The following is a 20,019-nucleotide window of genomic DNA, read 5'->3' as shown; positions in this document are numbered from 1 at the left end:
CACCACGCCGTCCGTCGGCTCCGAGTGGAGCAGACGGACGGCGTGGTGGTGTTCCTCGCCGCGCCGTGAGCGCGGCCACGTCAGGTCAGCGGATGCCGTGCCGCTGCAGCCACAGCTCGAGCAGACCGACCTGCCACAGCTGGTTGGCGCCCAGGGTCGTGCGGTGGCTGTTCGGGTCGGCGAGCAGCCGTTCCACGTAGTCGGTGCGGAACAGGCCGCGTTCCCGGGCCTCCGGTGCGTGCAGCGCCGCGCGCACCGTCTCCAGGTAGTCGCCGTGCAGGTCGGTGATCGCCGGCACCGGGAAGTAGCCCTTCGGCCGGTCGATCACGTCCGCGGGGATGACCTTGCGGGCGGCGTCCTTCAGCACGCCCTTGCCGCCGTGGGCGAGCTTGAGCTCCGGCGGGACGGCGGCGGCCAGCTCCACGAACTCGTGGTCCAGGAACGGCACCCGGGCCTCCAGGCCCCAGGCCATCGTCATGTTGTCCACGCGCTTGACCGGGTCGTCGACCAGCATGATCGTCGAGTCCAGCCGCAGCGCCTTGTCCAGGGCCGTCTCCGCGCCGGGCCGGGCGAAGTGCTCGGCGATCAGCGCCCGGCTGACGTCGTCGGTCACCATCCAGCGGTCGGCGAGCTGGGTGGCCAGCTCGGCGTGCGACCGGTCGACGAAGCCCCGCGCGTAGGCGTCGACGGCCTGCTCGGCCGGGACGCCGTCCAACGGCGGGTACCAGTCGTAGCCGGCGAGCACCTCGTCGGCGCCCTGCCCGCTCTGCACCACCTTGACGTGCTGGCTGACCTGCTGGGAGAGCAGGTAGAAGGCGACCGCGTCGTGGCTGACCTGCGGCTCGCTCATCGCCGCCACCGCGCCGTCGAGACCGGCGTGCACGTCGGCGCTGGGCACCATCAGCCGGTGGTGGTCGGTGCCGAAGGTTTCGGCCACCACGTCGGAGTACGCGAACTCGTCACCGGACCGCTCGCCCACCGCCTCGAAGCCGATGGAGAACGTGGCCAGGCCCTTCTGCCCCTCCTCGGCCAGCAGGCCGACGACGAGGCTGGAGTCGATGCCCCCGGACAGCAGCACGCCCACCGGGACGTCGGCGACCATCCGCCGGCGCACCGCCACGCGCAGCGACTCCAGCACCCGCTCCTGCCACTCCCCGGCGGACAGGCCGGCGAACTCGGCCCGCCGCTCGTGCACCGGGCGCCAGTACTCCCAGTCGGACTCCCGGCCGTCGGCCTCGTAGGTGCGCACCGTGGCCGGCGGCAGCTTGCCCACCCCGGCCAGGATCGTGCGCGGCGCCGGGACGACGGCGTGGAAGGACATGTAGTGGTGCAGCGCGACCGGGTCGATGCTGGTGTCCACGCCCCCGGCACGGACGAGCGCGGGAAGCGAGGAGGCGAACCGCACCCGGCCCGGCCCGCGACTGAGGTACAGCGGCTTGATCCCGAAGCGGTCGCGGGCCAGCACCACCCGGCCGGAGTCCCGCTCGACGACGGCGAACGCGAACATCCCCAGGAACCGCTCGACGCACGCCGCGCCCCACCGGTGGTAGGCCTTCAGCACCACCTCCGTGTCGGAGGTGGAGAAGAAGCGGTAGCCGACGCCCTGGAGCTCGGCGCGCAGCTCCTTGTAGTTGTAGATGATCCCGTTGAAGACCATCGTCAGCCCGAGCTCTGCGTCGACCATCGGCTGGGCGCCGGCGTCGGTCAGGTCGATGATCTTCAGCCGCCGGTGCCCGAGTGCGACCGGCCCGGCCTGCCAGCCGCCCGAGCCGTCGGGCCCCCGTCGCTGGAGCTGTTCGCACATCGCGCTGACCGCCGCCATGTCGGCGACGCCGCCGTCGAACCGGACCTCACCCGAGATGCCGCACACGTGCGCCCCTCCCCTGTTCCTGTGGTGCGGCGCCGCGCTGCGCCGGCTCGCTGTCCCGCCGTCCCCCTCGGCACGTGGCCGAGCGGGTCCGGGGCTGCCGAAGTGTCCATTCTGGTCGTTGCGGCGGGGTGCGGCGACCGGGCCTCCCGGTGAGCGCGAGGAGGCCTCGGGGGCCGCTGTCGAGCCGACGCGCCGTACCGGGCGTGTCGGCGGCGCGGGCCCGAGGGTCCGCCGTTAGCGTTGCGTCGGTCTGCGAACCGCGCCGAACCCTCCTGGAGGTCGCTCCCATGCGCTCACTGCGCCTCGTGGCGCTCTCCGAGGACGGCAGGCACCTGGTGCTCGCCGCGGATGCGCCCGACTCGACCGACGGCGAGCGCTTCGAGCTGCCCGTGGACGACCGGCTGCGGCAGCTGCTGCGGGCTGACGCCCCGGCCCAGCCCGCGGCCGAGGTGGCCGACGACCTGCCCCCGCGGGTCATCCAGGCCCGCATCCGGGCCGGCGAGACCCCCGAGCAGGTGGCGCACGCCTCCGGCACCCGGGTCGAGCGGATCATGCGCTTCGCCCACCCGGTGCTGCAGGAGCGCGCCCGGGTCGCCGAGCAGGCCCGCGGCGCGCGGGTGCGGCTGTCCGAGGGCACGCCCAGCGTGCCCCTGGACCAGTTCATGTCCGAGCGGCTGCGGCTGCTCGGCACCGACCTGGAGACCGTCGGCTGGGACGCGCACCGCGCGGAGGACGGCACCTGGCAGGTGCGCGCGGACTGGCAGGCCGGGCACAAGTCCGGCAGCACCCGCTGGAGCTACGACATCCCGGCCCGCACGGTGACCCCGGTCGACGCCACGACGATGGACTTCGCCGAGGGCACCCGGCTGGTCCGGGTCGTCCCGGACGTCCCGGCCGGGCTGCCCGCCGCACCGGTCGACCGCCGGGGCATCTCCGTGGTCCGCGGCGACGAGCACAGCGAGGACGAGGCACAGCCCGACGCCGAGCCGGCCGACGACGACCACGGCGACCCGGACGACCAGGGGCCGGCCGACGGGGCTCGGGACGCCGTCCCGGCCGACGGCGACCAGGTCGACGCGCTCCCCGCCGAGGTGCTCGACGCCGGCGGGCTGCCCGCCGGCGACGGCCCGGACGACGGGCTCCCCCGCCGCAGCGCCTACGACGAGGTCGACCCCGACAACCAGGACACCGCGGTGCTGGGCTCGCTGCTCGACGGCGAGGACGAGGACCCGCGCGCCCGCATCCCCGCCTGGGAGGACATCGTCTTCGGGGTCCGCCGGAACCGCTGAACCCAGCGACTCGGCCGGGCTCCTAATCCGTTCGTCCCGGTCGGTCCCCCGGCATAGCCTGACTCGGCCATGACCGAGACCGCCGCCCCCGCCGACGACACCCGGGGCCGGCTGTCGGCCCTCACCCGGCTGCTGCCCTTCGCCCGTCCCTACCGCGGGCTCATCGCGCTGACCTTCACCGGCGCACTGCTCGCCACCCTCGCCCAGCTGGCCGTCCCGCTGCTCACGCCGGCCATCGTCGAGGGGCCGATCGCCCGCGGCGACCGGTCCGCACTCATCCCGCTGCTCGCCCTGGCGCTGCTCTTCGGTGTCGCCGAGGCGGCCCTGTTCTTCCTGCGCCGCTGGGCGATGAACATCAGCAGCCTGCAGATCGAGCGCGACCTCCGCGACACCCTGTACCAGCGGCTGCAGCGGCTGCCGGTCGCCTTCCACGACCACTGGTCCTCCGGTCAGCTGCTGTCCCGGGCGACCTCCGACGTCTCCACCATCCGGCGCTTCGTCGGCTTCGGCGCCGTCTTCCTGATCGTCAACCTGCTCACCTGCGTCGTCGTCGGCGTGCTGCTGGTGGTCACCTACTGGCCGCTGGGCGTCGCGGTGCTGGCCACGACCCTGCCGCTGGTCTTCTTCGGACTGCGGCTGGAGAAGCGGTACAACGCCGAGTCCCGGCTGGTGCAGGACGAGCAGGGCGAGCTGGCCACCGACGTGGAGGAGGCCGTCCAGGGCATCCGGGTGGTCAAGTCCCTCGGCCGCAGCGGGATGGTCTTCGGCCGCTACGACCGCAAGGCGCTGCGGCTGCGCGACATGGAACTGGGCAAGGTCCGCACGCTGGCGCTGATCTGGTGCCTGTTCGAGTTCCAGCCGCAGATCACCCTGGCGGTGATCCTGGTGGGCGGCTCGCTGGCGGTCGGCAGCGGCGCCCTGACCGTCGGCGGGCTGATCGGCTTCGTCGCGCTGTTCACCGTGCTGCTGTGGCCGATCCTCTCCCTGGGCTTCCTGCTCGCCCAGGCCCAGGAGACGGCCAGCGCCTGTGACCGGATCGGCGAGCTCCTCGACGCCCCGCTGACCGTCACCGACTCCCCCGGCGCCCGGCCCGCCCCGGTGGGCACACCGGCCCGGTTGCGCTTCGAGCACGTCGGGTTCCGCTTCCCCGGCGCCGGCGACCCGGTGCTCACCGACGTCGACCTCGAGGTGGAACCCGGCGAGACGATCGCGCTGGTCGGCGCCACCGGGTCGGGCAAGACGACGATGACCGCGCTGATCGCCCGGCTCTACGACGTCACCAGCGGGCGGATCACCCTCGACGGCCACGACGTCCGCGACCTCCCGCTGGCCCAGCTGCGCACCGTGGTGGCCACTGCGTTCGAGGAGGCGACGCTGTTCTCGATGAGCGTCCGGGAGAACGTCACGCTGGGCCGCCCGGACGCCGGGGACGCGGACGTGGCCGAGGCGCTGCGGGTGGCCCAGGCCGACTTCGTGCACGAGCTGCCGTGGGGCCTGGACACCCGGATCGGCGAGCAGGGCCTGTCGCTGTCCGGCGGGCAGCGGCAGCGGCTGGCGCTGGCCCGGGCGGTGCTCGGCCGGCCGTCGGTGCTGGTGCTCGACGACCCGCTGTCCGCCCTCGACGTGCACACCGAGGCCCTCGTCGAGCGCGCGCTGCGGGAGGTCCTCGCCGAGACGACGGCGCTGGTGGTCGCCCACCGGGCCTCCACGGTGCTGCTCGCCGACCGGGTGGCCCTGCTGGAGGAGGGCCGGGTCACCGCCGTCGGGCGGCACACCGACCTGCTCGCGCAGGTGCCCGCATACCGGGCGCTGCTCTCCTCGGAGTCGGAGCTGGCGGGGTCGGTCGACGCCGACCGGGGCCGCACCGACCTGAGCGGGGTGGGCTGCCCATGACCACCCCGGGCACCGGCGCCGCCGTGACCACCACCACCGGCGCACCGGCCGACGCGCACGCCGACTGGCGGGGCGTGGCCGGAGAGGACGCCGACGACCTCGACACCTCCGCCAGCTCCTTCCTCCGCGGCCGCTCCCGGCGGCTGCTCGGCGAGCTGCTGCGGCCCCACCGGCGGGTGCTGTGGCAGCTGCTGGCCGTGATCGTCGTGCAGAACCTGGCCTGGCTGGCCGGCCCGCTGCTCATCGGGATCGGCATCGACGTCGCCGTCCCGGCGCTGCTGGACGGCGACGCCTGGCCGCTGGTCTGGACGACGGCGGCCATGGTCGCCGCGGCCGTGCTGGACGCCGCACTGCGCTACCGGTTCCTCATCGGCTCCGGGCAGGTCGGCCAGGCGGTGCTGCTGACCCTGCGGCGGCAGGTGTTCACCCATGTCCAGGGGCTGCCGCTGTCCTTCCACGAGCGGTACACGTCGGGCAAGACGATCAGCCGGCTCACCAGCGACGTCGAGGCGCTCGCCGAGCTGCTGGACGAGGGGCTCGACGGGCTGCTCACCGCCCTGTTCAGCGTGGTGTCCATCGGCGTCCTGATGCTGGTGCTCGACCTGCCCCTGGGCCTGGTCGCGCTGCTCGGCCTCCCGGCGCTCTACCTCGTCGGCCGCTGGTTCCAGCGCAGCTCCACGGTGGCCTACCGGCGCACCCGGCAGACCATCGCCGCGCTGATCGTGCAGTTCACCGAGACCTTCGGCGGCATCCGGGCGGTGCAGGCGTTCCGCCGGGAGCCGCGCAACGACGGCCTGCACGCCGAGCTGAACGAGGCCAACCGGAAGGCCCACCACCGCGCCTTCTGGCTGATCGCCGTCTTCGTGCCGACGGTGACCATGATCGGCAACCTGGTCACCGTCGCGGTGCTCGGCTACGGCGCGCTGCGGGTGATGGACGGTGACCTGGAGGTCGGCTTCCTGCTGTCGTTCCTGGTCTACCTGCGCCGCTTCTTCGACCCGCTGCAGGACATCGCGATGTTCTACAACAGCTACCAGTCGGCGAGTGCGGCGCTGGAGAAGCTGTCCGGCGTCCTCGAGGAGCGCTCCAGCGTGCCGGAGCCCGCCGATCCGCTGCCGCTGCCCTCGCCGACCGCCGGGGAGGTCGTCTTCGACGGCGTCCGGTTCGGCTACGGCGCGGCGACCGTGCTCCCGCAGCTGGACCTGACGATCGCGGCCGGGCAGACCGTCGCGCTCGTGGGGGCGACCGGCGCGGGCAAGTCCACCCTGGCCCGGCTGGCCGCCCGGTTCTACGACCCGGGCACCGGACAGGTGCGGCTGGACGGCGTCCCGCTGGACCGGCTCGCCGACGCCGACCTGCGCCGGGCGGTGGTGATGGTGACCCAGGAGAGCTTCCTGTTCTCCGGGTCGATCGCCGACAACATCTCCTTCGGCAAGCCGGACGCCACCCGGGCCGAGATCGAGGCGGCGGCCCGGGCGATCGGGGCCGACGCCTTCATCCGGGCGCTGCCGGCGGGCTACGACACCGAGGTCGCCAAGCGGGGCGGGCGGCTGTCCGCCGGACAGCGCCAGCTGGTCAGCTTCGCCCGGGCGTTCCTCGCCGACCCCGTGGTCCTGGTGCTCGACGAGGCCACCAGCTCCCTCGACGTGCCCAGCGAGGTGCTGGTGCAGCGGGCACTGCAGACGCTGCTGGCCGACCGGACGGCGCTGATCATCGCCCACCGGCTGTCCACGGTGGAGATCGCCGACCGGGTGCTGGTGATGGAGGCCGGCCGGGTCGTCGAGGACGGGTCCCCCGCCGAGCTCGTCGGCGGGGCCGGGCGGTTCGCCGACCTGCACCGCGCCTGGGCCGACAGCCTCGTCTGATGAAGGGGGAAGGACCCCGTCCTCCTCACCCCTCGCACGCTCGGGGCGAGCCTCTGGACGGGGCCTGACCCACCGCCCGCGAGCTCGCGGCTGGCCCCTGCAGAGGGGCCGAGGAACAGGGGGTCCGCGGAGGTCGTTCCGGGTAGTACGCCGGTCGTCGCCCTGCGGGATGCGAGGGGTGGCCGGAACGTCCGGCCTCCGCCAGCAGGCCGGCGCGGAACGGAGACAGACATGTCAGCTTCGGTGTCCATGCCGCTCGGCGGCGTCCAGGTCGGGTCCTACGAGAACTACGAGCAGGCCCAGCGGGCGGTGGACTTCCTCTCCGACGAGAAGTTCCCGGTCGAGAACGTGACGATCATCGGCACCGACCTGCGGATGGTCGAGCGGGTCACCGGCCGGCTCAGCTGGGGCCGGGCGATCGCCGCCGGTGCGGCCAGCGGCGCGTGGTTCGGGCTCTTCGTGGGTCTGCTGCTGGGCATCTTCGCCGCGGACGGCGGCGGCTGGATCGGCTCGGTGCTCACCGGCCTGCTGATCGGGCTGGTGTTCGGCGCGGTCTTCGGGGCGGTCGGCTACTCGACCAGCCGCGGGCAGCGCGACTTCACCAGCACCAGCAAGGTGGTGGCCAGCCGCTACGACGTGATGTGCGCGCCGCAGCACGCCGAGCAGGCCCGCGCCGAGCTCGCCAAGCTCTCCCTGCGGGGCTGAGCCAGGCCCTGCTGCGCCAGCCGGAGGGGGCCTTCCCCGAGGGCGGCGAGCGGCCGATCACACCCCGTTCATGCCGCCCCCCGTGCGCTGCCCCTGGCCGTCCGCGCCCCGGTAGGCCCGCACGTCGCCGTGCACGGCGGCCCCACGGAGCCTGGACCCCACGTCACCGGGCAGCCGGGGACCGTCAGCGGACATCCGGGCACGGCGGGCCTTGGCGTGGTGGTCCAGCAGGGCCGCCGCCGTGAGCAGCGCCACCAGCAGGGCCCCGGTCACGATCAACAACGTCATGGCGGAACGGTAGGGGCCGGAACGCCGCAGCGCGAGCGCCCCACCGCGCGACGTCAGCGCAGCGTGGCGAAGGCGACCGCCGCGGCGACGGCCACGCCGAGGGAGTCCACCCCGCTGCGCATCGGGATCCGGGCGCGTACCCGGGCGGCCGCCTTGGCCGCGTCGGTGAGCCCGGGGCCCTCGGCGCCGAGCAGGACGGCGGTGCGCGGGTGGGCGGCGAGATCGACGTCGCCCAGGTCCACGGCGTCGGCCGCCGGGGTCAGCGCCACCGTGAGGTAGCCGGCGCCGTGCAGCCGGTCCAGGTCCGTGGGCCAGTCGCCCAGGACCGCGATCGGCAACGACAGCACGTGCCCCATCGACACCCGCACGCACCGCCGGTACAGCGGGTCCGCGCAGGTGGGGTCCAGCAGCAGGCCGTCGACCCCGAGGGCCATCGCCGACCGGGCGATCGACCCGATGTTCTCGTGGTCGTTGAGCCCCTCCAGCACCGCCAGCCGGCGCGGCGCGGCCGGGTCGGGGCCGGCCAGCAACTCGTCCAGGTCCGCCGGCGGCAGCCGGTCGGCGGAGGCGAGCACGCCCCGGGTCAGCCGGAACCCGATGACGTCGGAGAGCACCCACCGGTCGGCCTCGTAGGCCGGCACGTCGTCGGGCAGCTGCAGGTCGGCCACCCGCCCGGGGATGCCGAAGACGCTGCGCACCGGGTAGGGCGAGGCGAGCAGCCGCTGGACCGCCGGCACCCCCTCCACGATCACCGGTCCGGTGCCGCGTTCGGTCCCGGGCTTGCGGTCGCCGGCGATCAGGTCGCGGAAGTCGGCGACCCGCTCGTCGGCCGGGTCGGTGATCAGCACAGGGGGGACGGGCACGCCGACGATCATCCCCGGCCCCCGACGCGCACGATCCGGTGGCCGCCAGCAGGATCGACCGGGTGAGCAACGCGGAGACCACGACCGTCGTCGGCGGCGGCATCGCCGGCATCGCCTGCGCCCGAGCCCTGGCCGACCGGGGGCTGCCGGTGCAGGTCCTGGACCGGGGTCGCCGGCTCGGCGGCCGGATGGGCGGCCGGACCCTGCACGGCCGCGCCGTCGACCTGGGCGCCTCCTACTTCACCGTGGGCGAGGACGACGGGTTCGCCCGGGTCGTCGCCGGGTGGGTGGACCGCGGTCTGGCCCGGCCGTGGACCGACACCTTCGCGGTCGCCGGCCCGGCCGGCATCGAGCGGACGACGTCCGGGCCGCTGCGGTACGGCACCGCCGGCGGCCTCCGCGGCCTGGTCGTCGACCTCGCCACCGGGCTGGACGTGCAGCTGGAGCGCACGGTGCAGGCCGTGACCCCCGGATCCGGCGGGCACCCGGCCGTCGACGGCGACCCGGCGGCCGCCGTCGTCCTGGCCATGCCCGACCCGCAGGCGGCCCGGCTGCTGCCCACCGGCTCGGCCACCGCCGGCGCGTTGGACACCGGCGGCTGGCAGCCGACGCTCGCCGTGGCGCTCGGCTGGCCCGACCGCCGCTGGCCGGCCGACCTGCACGGCGTCTTCGTGCACGACTCCCCGGTGCTGGACTGGCTGGCCGACGACGGCGACCGGCGCGGGGACGGCGCCCCGGTGCTCGTCGCGCACACGACGCCCGAGGCCGCCGCCGCCCACCTGGACGCCCCCGAGGGTGCGGTCCCGGCCGTGGTCGCCGCCGTGCGCACCCTGCTCGGCATCGCCGAGGAGCCGGAGTGGACCCACGTCCACCGGTGGAGCATGGCGAAGCCGACGGCTCCCCGGGACGAGCCGTTCGCCCTGGTCGACGGGGTGGGTCTGTGCGGTGACGGCTGGTCGGCGCCGTCGAAGGTCGCCGGCGCATGGCAGTCTGGCGACGCGCTGGGCCGGGCGCTGGCCGGCCGGCCGCCCGCCTGACCTCAGCACCGGCTCTCCCCGCCGGACCGGACCACCCCGGAAGGGAGCGCCGTGCCCTCGCCGCGGAGCGCTGCGCACTGCAGGTCACGGTGACCCACCCTCCTGGGGGAGACACCCACCGCCGCGCTGAAGTGCGCAGCTCAGGGCGCCGATCCGTCCGCATGGAGCGGACGACCGACGACGGGGACACCTCGGCCCGCTGGTCGGCGTTCACCGTCCTCGCCGTGGGCATGGCGCTGCTGGGCCTGGCCGTCGGTGCGGTCTTCCCGTCGTTCGCCGAACTGCTCGGCGTGCCCGCCCGGTACACCGGCGCACCCACGTTCCGGGCGGCCTGCCTGGCCGCCGGTCTCGTGCTGGGCTGCGCCAACTGGCTGCTCGTCCGGCAGGTCATCGGCTCCCGGCTGCGGGTGCTGGCCGGCCGGCTGTCCGACATCGCGACCACCGTCGGCAACCCGGTCGCCTCCGCGCAGGGCCCGGCGCGGCCGGCCGCCGACCTCGCGCTCCCGGTCGGCTCGCGCGACGACCTGGGCATCACGGCGGCCGCGTTCAACGCACTGCTGGCCGCCCTGGACCACGAGCGCCGCTTCCGGTCGGCCGTGCACGCGAGCAACGACGTGATGGCCCTGCTGACGCCGACCGGGGAGATCTCCTTTCTCTCCGACTCGGTCGCCGACGTGCTCGGCTGGACCCGCGAGGAGCTGCTGGGCCGGCACGCCGGCGAGCTGCTGCACGTCGAGGACGCCGACCTGTTCACCGACTCGGGGGCACCGATCGCCCCGGAGGGTCACGCGCTGTCCCAGGTGTTCCTCGTCCAGGCCCGGCACCGCGACGGCAGCTGGCGGCACCTGGAGGTCAGCTCCTCCGACCGTCGCGGCGACCCGGTCATCGGGGGTCTGCTGATCACCGCCCGGGACGTGACCGACCGGCTGGAGCTGCAGCAGCGGCTGGCCTTCCAGGCCACCCATGACGCGCTCACCGGGCTGCCCAACCGCGCGGCCCTGCTGGCCCGGGGCGCCGAGCTGCTCACCGGGCCGGCCCGGCTCGCCGTGCTGCTGATGGACCTCGACCGGTTCAAGGAGGTCAACGACACCCTCGGGCACAGCTACGGCGACCGGCTGCTCGCCCAGGTCGGCCCGCGGCTGCGACCGCTGGTGCGCGACGTCGACCTGGTCGCCCGGCTCGGTGGCGACGAGTTCGCCGTGCTGCTCCCCGGCGTCACCGCGGCGGAGGCCTGCGCCGCGGCCGCACGCCTGCAGGCCGCCCTCGGGACGCCGTTCCTGGTCGACGGCCTCGCCCTCGACGTCGACGTCAGCATCGGGGTGGCCGTGGCCGGTGCCGAGTCGCTGGACATCGGTGCGCTGCTGCGCCAGGCCGACATCGCCATGTACACGGCCAAGGAGCGGCAGAGCGGGGTGCAGCTCTACGACCCCAGCGCCGACGACCACGACCGGAGCCGGCTGCTGCTGCTCTCCGAGCTGCGCCTCGGGCTGGCCGAGAGCCAGTTGGTCGTGCACTACCAGCCGCAGCTGTCGCTGGGCTCCGGCCGGGTGACCGGCGTGGAGGCGCTGGTCCGCTGGCAGCACCCGGTCCGCGGCCTGCTGGGCCCCGCGGAGTTCCTCCCGGCCGTCGAGCGGACCGCGCTGATCGAGCCGCTCACCGACGCCGTGCTGGACGCCGTCCTGGCGCAGCTGCGGGAGTGGTGCGCGGAGGGGATCGCCGTACCCGTGTCGGTGAACCTGTCGGCGCGTTCGCTGATCCGCGCGGACCTGCCCGACCGGGTGCTGAGCCGGCTGCGCACGCACGGCGTCCCTGCGGCGATGCTGCGGCTGGAGGTGACCGAGAGCGCACTGCTGACCGAGCCGGAGAGGGCCCGGGAGGTGCTGGGGCGGCTGCACGCCGCCGGGGTGGCGATCTCGATCGACGACTTCGGCACCGGCTTCTCCGCGATGAGCCACCTCAAGCACCTCCCCGTCAGCGAGATCAAAGTCGACCGCAGCTACGTGGCCGAGATGACCTCCTCGACCGAGGACGCCGCCGTGGTCCGGTCGGTCATCGACCTGGGCCACGAGCTGGGGATGACGGTCGTGGCCGAGGGCGTGGAGGACACGCTCACCGCCGAGGCGCTGGTCTCCCTGCGGTGCGACGTCGTCCAGGGCCACCTGTTCTCCGTGCCCCGGACGGCCGGCGACGTCACCGACTGGCTGCGCAGCGCCGCCCGCTCCCCCGCCGACCGCTCCTGAGCCGTCCCGCACGGGCGAACCTTGACGCTCGACGAAGAACTCACCTACCGTTGAGTTCATCATCCGTTGAGTTCTTCGGAGGCCGTCATGGACGCCGTCACCGTCACCGATCTCGTCGTGCACCGCGGTGCCCGGCAGGTCCTGCACGAGGTGGGCTGCTCGGTCCCGTCCGGGCAGGTCACCGGCCTGCTCGGACCAAGCGGGAGCGGGAAGAGCACGCTGCTGCGCGCCGTCGTCGGCGCCCAGCGGATCCGGTCGGGCACCGTGACCGTGCTCGGCCGGCCCGCCGGTTCGGCCGCGCTGCGGTCCCGGGTCGGCTACGTCACCCAGGCGCCCAGCGTCTACGCCGACCTCACGGTGCGGGAGAACGCCCGCCACTTCGCCGCCCTGTACGGGCGGGGAGCGGCGGCCGCCGACGCAGCGATCGCCGACGTCGGGCTGGCCGACGCCGCCGGCCAACTGGTCGGTGACCTCTCCGGCGGCCAGCAGGGCCGGGCCTCGCTGGCCTGCGCCCTGGTCGGCGAACCGGAGCTGCTCGTGCTGGACGAGCCCACCGTCGGGCTGGACCCGGTGCTCCGGGTGGAGTTGTGGAGCCGCTTCCACGCCCTGGCCGCGGCCGGGACGACGTTGGTCGTCTCCAGCCACGTGATGGACGAGGCCGGTCGCTGCGACCGGCTGCTCCTGCTCCGCGACGGCCGGCTGCTCAGCGACTCCACCCCGGCCGAGCTGCGCGCCCGGACCGGCACCGACGACCTGGAGCAGGCGTTCCTCTCGCTGGTGCAGGAGGTGGCGGCATGACCACCGCGCTCTCCCCGAGGTTGACCTCCGCCACCGCTGGCCGGGTGCTCCGCCAGCTGCGGCACGACCACCGCACGGTGGCGATGCTGCTGGTGCTGCCCAGCGCCCTGCTCGGACTGCTCTACCTGCTGTGGGCCGACGTGCCGACCCCACCCGGGCAGCCGGAGACGTTCGACCGGGTCGGGCTGACGATGCTCGGGGTCTTCCCGTTCGTGGTGATGTTCCTGGTGACCAGCATCGCCATGCTGCGGGAGCGCACCTCCGGCACGTTGGAACGGCTGCTCACCACCCCGCTGTCCCGGCTGGACCTGCTGCTCGGCTACGGCCTCGCCTTCGGCCTGGCCGCGGCGGCGCGGGCGGTGGTCACCGTGGCGATCGCGACCACGGTCTACGACCTGGACGTCACCGGTTCGCTGTCCCTGGTCGTGCTCATCGCCGTCGTCGACGCCGCCCTGGGCGTGGCGCTGGGCCTGCTCGCCAGTGCGTTCGCCCGCAGCGAGTTCCAGGCGGTGCAGCTCATGCCGGTGGTCGTGCTGCCCCAGTTCTTCCTCTGCGGACTGCTGGTGCCGCGGGACCAGCTGGCCGGCTGGCTGCAGGCGGTCAGCGACGTCCTGCCGCTGAGCTACGCGGTGGCGGCACTGCAGGAGGTGGGCGCCTCGGCGGAGGCGACGGGCACCATGTGGGTCGACGTCGGCGTGGTGGCCGGCGCGACGCTGCTCGCCCTCGGGCTCGCGGCGGCCACCCTGCGGAGGAGGACCAGCTGAGCGACCCGGCGGCACGACCACGGCGCACCCGCCCGACCGGACGACGTCCGGGCAACCCCGACACCCGGGAGGCGGTGCTCGCCGCGGCCCGGGCCACCTTCGCCGAGCGTGGGTTCGACGGCGCCTCGATCCGGGTGATCGCCACCGCGGCAGGGGTCGACCCGGCGCTGGTGCACCACTACTTCGGCAGCAAGGACAAGCTCTTCCTCGCCGCCATCGAGGCCCCGGCCGACCCCGAGGAGCTGCTGCCCGAGCTGCTCGCCGGCGGGACGGCGGACCTCGGCGCCAGCGTCGTCCGGCTGCTGCTGCAGGTGTGGGACGGCCCCGGCCGGGCGGCGGGGCTCGCCCTGGTCCGGTCGGCCGTGACCAACGAGTGGACCGCGCGACTGCTCCGGGAGTTCCTGGTCTCGCAGGTGCTTCGCCGGGTGGTCGGCACGCTGGGACTGCCCCGCGCCGAGGGCGAGGCGCGGGGCTCCCTGGTCGCCTCCCAGCTGATCGGGGTGGTGATGGCCCGCTACGTGCTGCGGGTGGAGCCGCTGGCGTCGGCGTCGGCCGACGAGCTGGTCGCCGCGATCGGCCCCACGGTGCAGCGGTACCTGACCGGGGACGTCGATCTCCCTGGTGTCGTTGCGCCCAGCACCTAGGCTCTCGCCTCGATGACCAGCGACGAGGCCTTCTCCTTCGCCTCCGACTCGCTGGCCGACCCGGTGTTCACCGCGCCCGAGACGCCGCCGGCAGCCGTGTGCCGCAGCGTGCGCAAGACCTACCGGACGGCGAGCGAGTCGGTGACCGCGTTGGACGACGTCAGCGTGACGATCCCCCGCGCCCAGGTGACCGTGGTCGTCGGCCCGTCCGGGTCGGGCAAGTCCTCGCTGCTGCGCCTGCTGGCCTGCATCGACTCCCCCGACGCCGGGGAGGTGCTCATCGCGGGCCGGCGGGTCGACCAACTGGGCGCCCGGGCCCGCCGGGCGCTGCGGCAGCGGCAGGTCGCCTACCTCTTCCAGCGCCCCGGCGAGAACCTGCTCCCCTACCTCGACGCCGTCGCCCAGGTCCGGCTGGCCGCGTCGCTGCGGGGCGCCCCGGTCACCGTGGCCGCGGCGCTCGCCCTGCTCGACCGGCTGGGGCTGCGCGAGCGCGCCGACCACCACCCCGCGCAGCTCTCCGGCGGGGAGCAGCAGCGCCTGGCGGTGGCCTGCGGCGTCGTCGGTGACCCGGCGCTGGTCGTCGCCGACGAGCCCACGGCCGAGTTGGACACCGCGGCCGCCGAGCGGGTGCTCGTCGCGATGGAGGACCTCGCCGCGGCGGGGGTCGGCTTCGTCATCTCCTCGCACGACCCCCGGGTGATGGCCATCGCCGACGGCTTCGTGCGGCTGGACCACGGCCGGCTGGTGGCCTCGTGACGCCGCGCCTGCAGCCGGCCGGCGGGTTCGCCGGCACCGGGCTGGTCAAGCGGTTCCGGCGCGGCGCGGAGACCGTCTCGGCGCTGGCCGGGGTCGACATGCGGGTAGACCCCGGGGAGTTCGTGGCCCTCGTCGGCCCCTCCGGGTCCGGGAAGAGCACCCTCCTCGCGCTGCTCTGTGGCTGGGAGACCGCCGACGAGGGCGAGCTCGTCTACCTGGGCCCGCTCGCCGACCGCCGTCCCGACGCCTTCGGCTGGCGGGACCTGGCGCTGGTGCCCCAGGCCCTCGGGCTGGTCGCCGACCTCAGCCTGGTCGACAACGTGCTGCTGCCGGCCCGGCTGAGCGGCACCCTGGCCGCCGAGGAGTCCCGCGCCCGGTCGCTGCTGACCGCCTTCGGCGTCGACCACCTCGCCGACCGCTACCCGCACCAGGCCTCCCTCGGCGAGCAGCAGCGGGTCGCCGTCGCCCGGGCGCTGCTGCTCCGCCCGGCGGTGCTGCTGGCCGACGAACCCACCGCCCATCAGGACCGCGGCCACGCCGACCGGCTGCTCGACGCCGTCACCGACGCGGCCCGCGAGGGGTCGGCGGTGCTCATCGCCACGCACGACGAGATCGCCTGGGGCCGCGCCGACCGGGTGCTGTCCATGCGCGACGGTGTGGTCACCGAAGGCGCCCCCTCGTGAGCCGGCCACCGCTGTGGCGCCTGGCGCCGTGGACCCGGGCGCCCTGGCTCGGGCTGCGGCAGCCGGCCGTCGTCGTCGCCGTGCTGGTGACCTCGGCGATCCTCGCCTGCGCGGTCGCCTCCGCCCCGCTGTTCCTCTCCTCTGCCCGCTCGGCGGCGCTACAGCAGCAGCTGTCCCAGCGCTGCGACGAGGTGGCCCGCCCGCAGACCGGCGTCCAGTCGGCTCTCGTGGACGAGCAGTTCCAGCCGCTGGACGGCGGGGACGGCAGCACCCGGCCGGAGCTCGACGGGTCGCTGCTGCAGGCCTGGACGGACGCCGGGCTCGCGGCCGAGCCGGTGCTGGCCACCGCCTCCATCGGCTCGTCGTCCCCCCGTTCCGAGCCGGCCGTCATCGGCGGTCCGGATGGGTCCCCGCTCTCCGCGCAGGTCAGCCTCTTCCACCGCCCGGCCGCCCTCGACCACGTCGAGGTGGTCGACCGTGGCGAGGAACCCGGGATCTGGGTGCCGGAGTCCGTGGCCGCGCAGGAGGGCCTCGCGGTCGGTGACCCGCTGACCTTCAACACCCAGACCGCACCGGTCGCCGGCGTCTACCGCGACCTCGCCGTCGCCAGCGCCGACGACCCCTGGTGGTGCGACTACCGGCTGCTCTTCTCCAACGAGGCCTCCGCGAACACCGCCCCACCGGCGCTGCTGCTCGCCTCGGACGAACGCACCTTCTACCGGCTCGCCACCGCCTCGTGGGGCTGGGCGACCCGGCTCCAGCAGGCGCCGGTGGACGCTGCGTCGCTGTCGGTCAGCGACGTGCGCCGTCAGCAGGACGTCCAGCAACGGATCACCGCGGGCACCGGCCTGCCGCTGGAGTTCGACGGCACCGGTCTGGGGATCGCCGTGCCCAACGACCGGCTGCCCGACGTGCTGGAGCGCGCCGCCCTGATCGAGTCCGGGCTGCGTGGCCCGGTCGTCCCGGTCGCGGTGGCCGGTGCACTGCTCGCCCTCGTGCTGGTCGCCGCCGCCGGGAGCTTCTGGGCCGAACGGCGGGCCACCGAGGTGCGGCTGCTCGCCGCCCGCGGGGTGGGACCGGTGCCGCTGGCCGGCAAGGCCGCGCTGGAACTCGGGCTGCCCGCGCTGGTCGGGGCGGCCCTGGGCTGGGCGGCGTCGCGGGTGTTGATCGCCGGGCTCGGCCCCGCCGACGACCTCGACCCCTCGGCCACCACCACGGCCGCCTGGGCCGGGGTCGCCGCCTTCGCGGTCGGGCTGGGCGCGGCCTCGGCCGTGGCCGGGCTGCGGGCCCGCGGCACCGCCGAGCGACCGCTCGGTGCGGCCCCGAGGTGGCCGGCCCGGGTGCCGTGGGAGCTGGCCCTGCTGCTCGGAGCCGGTTGGTGCTGGCTGTTGCTGCAGTCCCGCGACGCGGTCGTGAGCGTGGCCTACGTGGCCCAGGTGAACGGGTTGCTGGTCGCCTTCCCGCTGCTGGCGATCGCCGGCACCGCCGTCCTGCTCGGCCGACTGATCACCGCGCTGCTGCCCCGGCTGCGCCGCTGGGCGGGACGCCGCTCCCCCGCCGTCTTCCTCGCCGTCAACCGGCTCACCGCCGCCCGGCTGGCCAGCGCGACGCTGCTGGTCGCGGTCACCCTCCCGGTCGCCGTGCTGGGCTACACCGCGACGTTGACCGCCAGCTCCCAGACCACCTTGGACGCCAAGGTCGGCGTACAGATCGGCGCGGCTGCGGCGGCCGCCACGGTCACCCGGTTCGAGGTGACCCCGGCACTGGAGGCGGCCGGCACCTACGTCGTCCGCTACGACGGCAGCGCCGAGGCGGCCGGCGACGATGGCGGGCGCACGGACGTCCAGGTGCTGGCCGTCGACCCCGACGACTTCGCCGACACCGCCTTCTGGGACGACTCCTTCGCCGACCGCTCGCTGCCGGAACTGATGGCCGCACTCACCGGACCGGAGGTCGACGGCCGGCTGCCGGTGGTCGCCGCCGGGCTGCCGGCCGGCGACCCCGACCTCCGACTGGGCAGCACGGAGGTGCCGGCAGAGGTGACCGCCACGGCCCGGGTCCTCCCCGGACGCCGCAGCGACGACCCAGTCGTGCTCGTCGATGCCGATCGGCTGCCGGAGATCACCCGGAACGCCGGGGCCGCGCCCGCCGCCGAGCTGTGGACGAACGGTGACCTCGGCGCCGGGATCGACGCCCTCACCGACGCCGGCGCGCAGAACATCCGCGTCCTCACCCCCGGCGGGGTGCAGGAGAGTGCCAATTTCCTGGGCATCACGTGGACCTTCGGCTACCTCTCCGCGCTGGCCGTCTTCGTCGGGGTGATCGCCGTCGGCGGGCTGCTGCTGTACCTGGAGGCGCGTTCCCGCAGCCGCGTCTCCGGCTACGTGATGGCCCGCCGGCTCGGGCTCTCCCGGGGCGCGCACCTGCGCTCGCTGCTCGTCGAGCTGGTCGGGGTCGCCGTGGCCGGGCTGCTGCTGGGCGCCCTGCTGGCCGCCGGGGCGGTCGCGCTGGTGTACCGGCGGCTGGACGTCGACCTGCTCCGGCCGCCCACGCCGCTGCTGGACGTGCCCTGGCCGGCGATCGCCGGCACCGCGGTGGCCACCGTCGCCGTCGCCGGGCTCGCGGCGCTGTACGCCCAGCGGGCCGCCGATCGCGCCGACCCGGCGAGCGTGCTCCGCGAGGACGCCTGAGTCAGCTGCGCGGCGCCCGGGCGAGCTGGCGGCTCTGCGCCACGAGCCGGCCGGTGGAGTCCCAGATCCGGTAGTCCTCGTCCAGCCAGCCGCCGGCGATCTCGTTCGCCCGCGCCTCGACCAGGCACCAGCCCGGTGCCGGCAGCGCACGGACCAGCACCTGCAGCTGCACCGTGGGCGCCCAGCCGAACACCCCGATCGCCCACGACGTCGGCGGCAGCGCGTCGGCGAAGGTGACCAGCGCCAGCGGGTCGGGCTCGCGGCCGTCGGCGAACCGCAGCCAGGCCCGCATCATCGGCTCCTCGCCCGGCTGCCCCAGCGCCCAGCCGGCGGTCAGCGGGTCCAGCCGGACGTCGACCCGGTGGGTGAGCCCCGGCACCGACACCGACGACGGCGCCAGGTGGGCGTTCTCGGCGATGGAGAAGCAGTCCTGCACGGGGGTCGCGGTCGGCATCGGCGAGGAGAAGGCCGCGGCGTCGGCCGTGAGCGTCGCCGTCGTCGCCTGGACGGTCACCGCCGGCCCGGCGGCGTCGGCCAGCACGACGGCCGAGTGGGCCAGCGTCCGGCCGGCCGGACCCGGGGTGACGGTGAGCGTCGCCGGCCCGGCCGCGGCGGCGTGCAGGTAGCTGGCCGACAGCGCGACCGGGTGGGCGTGCGGCGACTCCAGGACGGCGGCCCGGCCGGCGACGGACAGCAGGTACCCGCCGTTCAGGATGCCGCCGCCGACGTCCCACCCCGGGTGGAGCTCGGCGACCAGGCCACCGCCCTCGGTGCGGGCGACGGCGGTCGCGGTGTCGAACGCGGAACGGGGATCGGGCTGCGGCACGGCGGACAGAGTGCCAGGCCGACCACCACCGCAGGTCGACGGCTCAGCCGACCGGCCAGGCCGCCGTCCGCTCGTAGCGCGGCTCGGGGCCGAGGTGGCTGCGCCACAGCACCACCTCGCGCACCGGCCAGACCGGCCCGCGGTACCCGGCGAGCCGGTCGGGCAGGTCGCCGTCCGCCGGCTGGCCGGGCCGCCACCGCCCCACTGTCAGGTGCGCCCGGAACGGCCGGTCCTCGACGGGGAGGCCGACGGCCCGGGCGGCGGCGGCCAGCCGCCCGGCGAGCGCGGTCAGCTCCGGCACGTCACCGCCCAGCCCGACCCAGCAGACCGAGGGACGACGGCGCGACCCGAACCGCCCACCACCGGCCAGCTGCAGGGACATGGGCGGCGTACGGGCGACCGCAGGGGCCACCGCCGCGCGCAAGGGGGTCAGCAGCGGCCCCGGCACCTCGTCGAGGAACGCCAGGGTCAGGTGCCAGCGGGACGTCGGCGTCCACCGCGGCGCCCCGGGGGCCGGACGCAGTGGCTGGAGCGCCCGGTCGAGGTCGCTGACGGCCGGTGCGGGCGGGTCGACGGCGAGGAACAGCCGGCCGGCCGAGGGGAGCCGGGGTGCCGACTCGGTCAGTCGGTCACCACCAGCCCGGCGGCTTCCAGCGCCCCGAGCAGCCGGATCCGCTCGAGCTCGCGGGCCTCCTCGGGGACCTCGGTCAGCTGCTGGGGCACCTCGAGCAGCACAGCGGCCTCCACGAGCAGGTCGTCGTAGGCGGCCAGCAGGCCGCGGCGCCGCTCCATCGGCATCCCGCCGGGC

General features: G+C 75.2%; 18 protein-coding genes. 12 read left to right on the top strand and 6 right to left on the bottom strand.

The window, feature by feature from the left end:
• Positions 1-85 precede the first annotated feature (85 nt).
• A complete protein-coding gene (locus tag G5C62_RS06425) occupies positions 86-1,870 on the bottom strand; it encodes an N-acetylglutaminylglutamine amidotransferase (RefSeq protein WP_164700359.1) in 1,785 nt (594 codons plus the stop codon).
• Between the two features lie 287 nt (positions 1,871-2,157).
• Between G5C62_RS06425 and sepH the strand changes: the two genes are divergently transcribed.
• From sepH to G5C62_RS06405, 4 genes are all read left to right on the top strand, one after another.
• On the top strand, positions 2,158-3,159 hold the full coding sequence (gene sepH, locus G5C62_RS06420; RefSeq protein ID WP_164700358.1) for a septation protein SepH: 1,002 nt from the start codon (positions 2,158-2,160) through the stop codon (positions 3,157-3,159).
• 69 nt (positions 3,160-3,228) lie between these two features.
• A complete protein-coding gene (locus G5C62_RS06415; RefSeq protein ID WP_164700357.1) occupies positions 3,229-5,052 on the top strand; it encodes an ABC transporter ATP-binding protein in 1,824 nt (607 codons plus the stop codon).
• The gene (locus tag G5C62_RS06410) at positions 5,049-6,917 is read left to right on the top strand and encodes an ABC transporter ATP-binding protein (protein WP_164700356.1); all 1,869 of its coding nucleotides are present in this window, start codon (positions 5,049-5,051) and stop codon (positions 6,915-6,917) included. Before G5C62_RS06415 ends, G5C62_RS06410 begins: the two co-directional genes overlap by 4 nt.
• 231 nt (positions 6,918-7,148) lie before the next feature.
• A complete protein-coding gene (locus G5C62_RS06405; RefSeq protein ID WP_241175734.1) occupies positions 7,149-7,622 on the top strand; it encodes a general stress protein in 474 nt (157 codons plus the stop codon).
• Between the two features lie 57 nt (positions 7,623-7,679).
• On the opposite strand, the gene G5C62_RS06400 is transcribed toward G5C62_RS06405, so the two are convergent.
• Positions 7,680-7,910, bottom strand: coding sequence for a hypothetical protein (locus G5C62_RS06400; protein ID WP_164700355.1), 231 nt, complete (start codon positions 7,908-7,910; stop codon positions 7,680-7,682).
• A 53-nt stretch (positions 7,911-7,963) separates the two neighbouring features.
• Positions 7,964-8,773: an RNA methyltransferase gene (locus G5C62_RS06395; RefSeq protein ID WP_241175733.1), complete on the bottom strand. Its 810-nt coding sequence runs from the start codon at positions 8,771-8,773 to the stop codon at positions 7,964-7,966.
• 62 nt (positions 8,774-8,835) lie between these two features.
• Here G5C62_RS06395 and G5C62_RS06390 point away from each other — a divergent pair, with 62 nt between their 5' ends.
• From G5C62_RS06390 to G5C62_RS06355, 8 genes are all read left to right on the top strand, one after another.
• Positions 8,836-9,810 carry an NAD(P)/FAD-dependent oxidoreductase gene (locus tag G5C62_RS06390; RefSeq protein WP_164700353.1) on the top strand — a complete coding sequence of 325 codons (975 nt, stop codon included), beginning with the start codon at positions 8,836-8,838 and terminating at the stop codon, positions 9,808-9,810.
• A gap of 161 nt (positions 9,811-9,971) precedes the next feature.
• Entirely contained in the window at positions 9,972-12,050 is a 2,079-nt protein-coding gene (locus G5C62_RS06385) for a bifunctional diguanylate cyclase/phosphodiesterase (protein WP_164700352.1), read from the top strand.
• Positions 12,051-12,137: 87 nt separating this feature from the next.
• Positions 12,138-12,848 carry an ABC transporter ATP-binding protein gene (locus G5C62_RS06380; RefSeq protein ID WP_036334689.1) on the top strand — a complete coding sequence of 237 codons (711 nt, stop codon included), beginning with the start codon at positions 12,138-12,140 and terminating at the stop codon, positions 12,846-12,848.
• Positions 12,845-13,612, top strand: coding sequence for an ABC transporter permease (locus tag G5C62_RS06375; RefSeq protein ID WP_164700351.1), 768 nt, complete (start codon positions 12,845-12,847; stop codon positions 13,610-13,612). Before G5C62_RS06380 ends, G5C62_RS06375 begins: the two co-directional genes overlap by 4 nt.
• 74 nt (positions 13,613-13,686) lie before the next feature.
• On the top strand, positions 13,687-14,256 hold the full coding sequence (locus tag G5C62_RS06370; RefSeq protein WP_206330497.1) for a TetR family transcriptional regulator: 570 nt from the start codon (positions 13,687-13,689) through the stop codon (positions 14,254-14,256).
• 12 nt (positions 14,257-14,268) lie between these two features.
• Positions 14,269-15,012 (top strand): ABC transporter ATP-binding protein, encoded by a 744-nt coding sequence (locus G5C62_RS06365; protein WP_164700350.1) that lies wholly within the window; start codon positions 14,269-14,271, stop codon positions 15,010-15,012.
• Positions 15,009-15,695, top strand: coding sequence for an ABC transporter ATP-binding protein (locus tag G5C62_RS06360; RefSeq protein WP_164700349.1), 687 nt, complete (start codon positions 15,009-15,011; stop codon positions 15,693-15,695). Before G5C62_RS06365 ends, G5C62_RS06360 begins: the two co-directional genes overlap by 4 nt.
• Positions 15,692-18,385, top strand: coding sequence for an FtsX-like permease family protein (locus tag G5C62_RS06355; RefSeq protein WP_164700348.1), 2,694 nt, complete (start codon positions 15,692-15,694; stop codon positions 18,383-18,385). The genes G5C62_RS06360 and G5C62_RS06355 overlap by 4 nt, the downstream gene beginning before the upstream one ends.
• 1 nt (position 18,386) lies before the next feature.
• On the opposite strand, the gene G5C62_RS06350 is transcribed toward G5C62_RS06355, so the two are convergent.
• The 3 genes from G5C62_RS06350 to G5C62_RS06340 all read right to left on the bottom strand — a co-directional run.
• The gene (locus G5C62_RS06350) at positions 18,387-19,211 is read right to left on the bottom strand and encodes a thioesterase family protein (RefSeq protein WP_164700347.1); all 825 of its coding nucleotides are present in this window, start codon (positions 19,209-19,211) and stop codon (positions 18,387-18,389) included.
• A 43-nt stretch (positions 19,212-19,254) separates the two neighbouring features.
• Positions 19,255-19,797 (bottom strand): RNA 2',3'-cyclic phosphodiesterase, encoded by a 543-nt coding sequence (thpR, locus tag G5C62_RS06345; RefSeq protein WP_241175738.1) that lies wholly within the window; start codon positions 19,795-19,797, stop codon positions 19,255-19,257.
• 35 nt (positions 19,798-19,832) lie between these two features.
• Positions 19,833-20,019, bottom strand: a 187-nt coding sequence (locus G5C62_RS06340) for a hypothetical protein (protein WP_206330501.1), incomplete at its 5' end; no start/stop codon positions are given.

The sequence above is a fragment of the Modestobacter sp. KNN46-3 genome, from assembly GCF_011039295.1.
The sequence above is the reverse complement of the archived record's forward strand: the minus strand, read 5'-3'. Positions and strand labels throughout refer to the sequence as shown.

Coding starts and splice junctions, on each gene's coding strand:
- sepH (WP_164700358.1), top strand. CDS start 2,158: ATGCGCTCACTGCGCCTCGTGGCGCTCTCCGAGGACGGCAGGCACCTG.
- G5C62_RS06415 (WP_164700357.1), top strand. CDS start 3,229: ATGACCGAGACCGCCGCCCCCGCCGACGACACCCGGGGCCGGCTGTCG.
- G5C62_RS06410 (WP_164700356.1), top strand. CDS start 5,049: ATGACCACCCCGGGCACCGGCGCCGCCGTGACCACCACCACCGGCGCA.
- G5C62_RS06405 (WP_241175734.1), top strand. CDS start 7,149: ATGTCAGCTTCGGTGTCCATGCCGCTCGGCGGCGTCCAGGTCGGGTCC.
- G5C62_RS06400 (WP_164700355.1), bottom strand. CDS start 7,910: ATGACGTTGTTGATCGTGACCGGGGCCCTGCTGGTGGCGCTGCTCACG.
- G5C62_RS06385 (WP_164700352.1), top strand. CDS start 9,972: ATGGAGCGGACGACCGACGACGGGGACACCTCGGCCCGCTGGTCGGCG.
- G5C62_RS06380 (WP_036334689.1), top strand. CDS start 12,138: ATGGACGCCGTCACCGTCACCGATCTCGTCGTGCACCGCGGTGCCCGG.
- G5C62_RS06375 (WP_164700351.1), top strand. CDS start 12,845: ATGACCACCGCGCTCTCCCCGAGGTTGACCTCCGCCACCGCTGGCCGG.
- G5C62_RS06365 (WP_164700350.1), top strand. CDS start 14,269: ATGACCAGCGACGAGGCCTTCTCCTTCGCCTCCGACTCGCTGGCCGAC.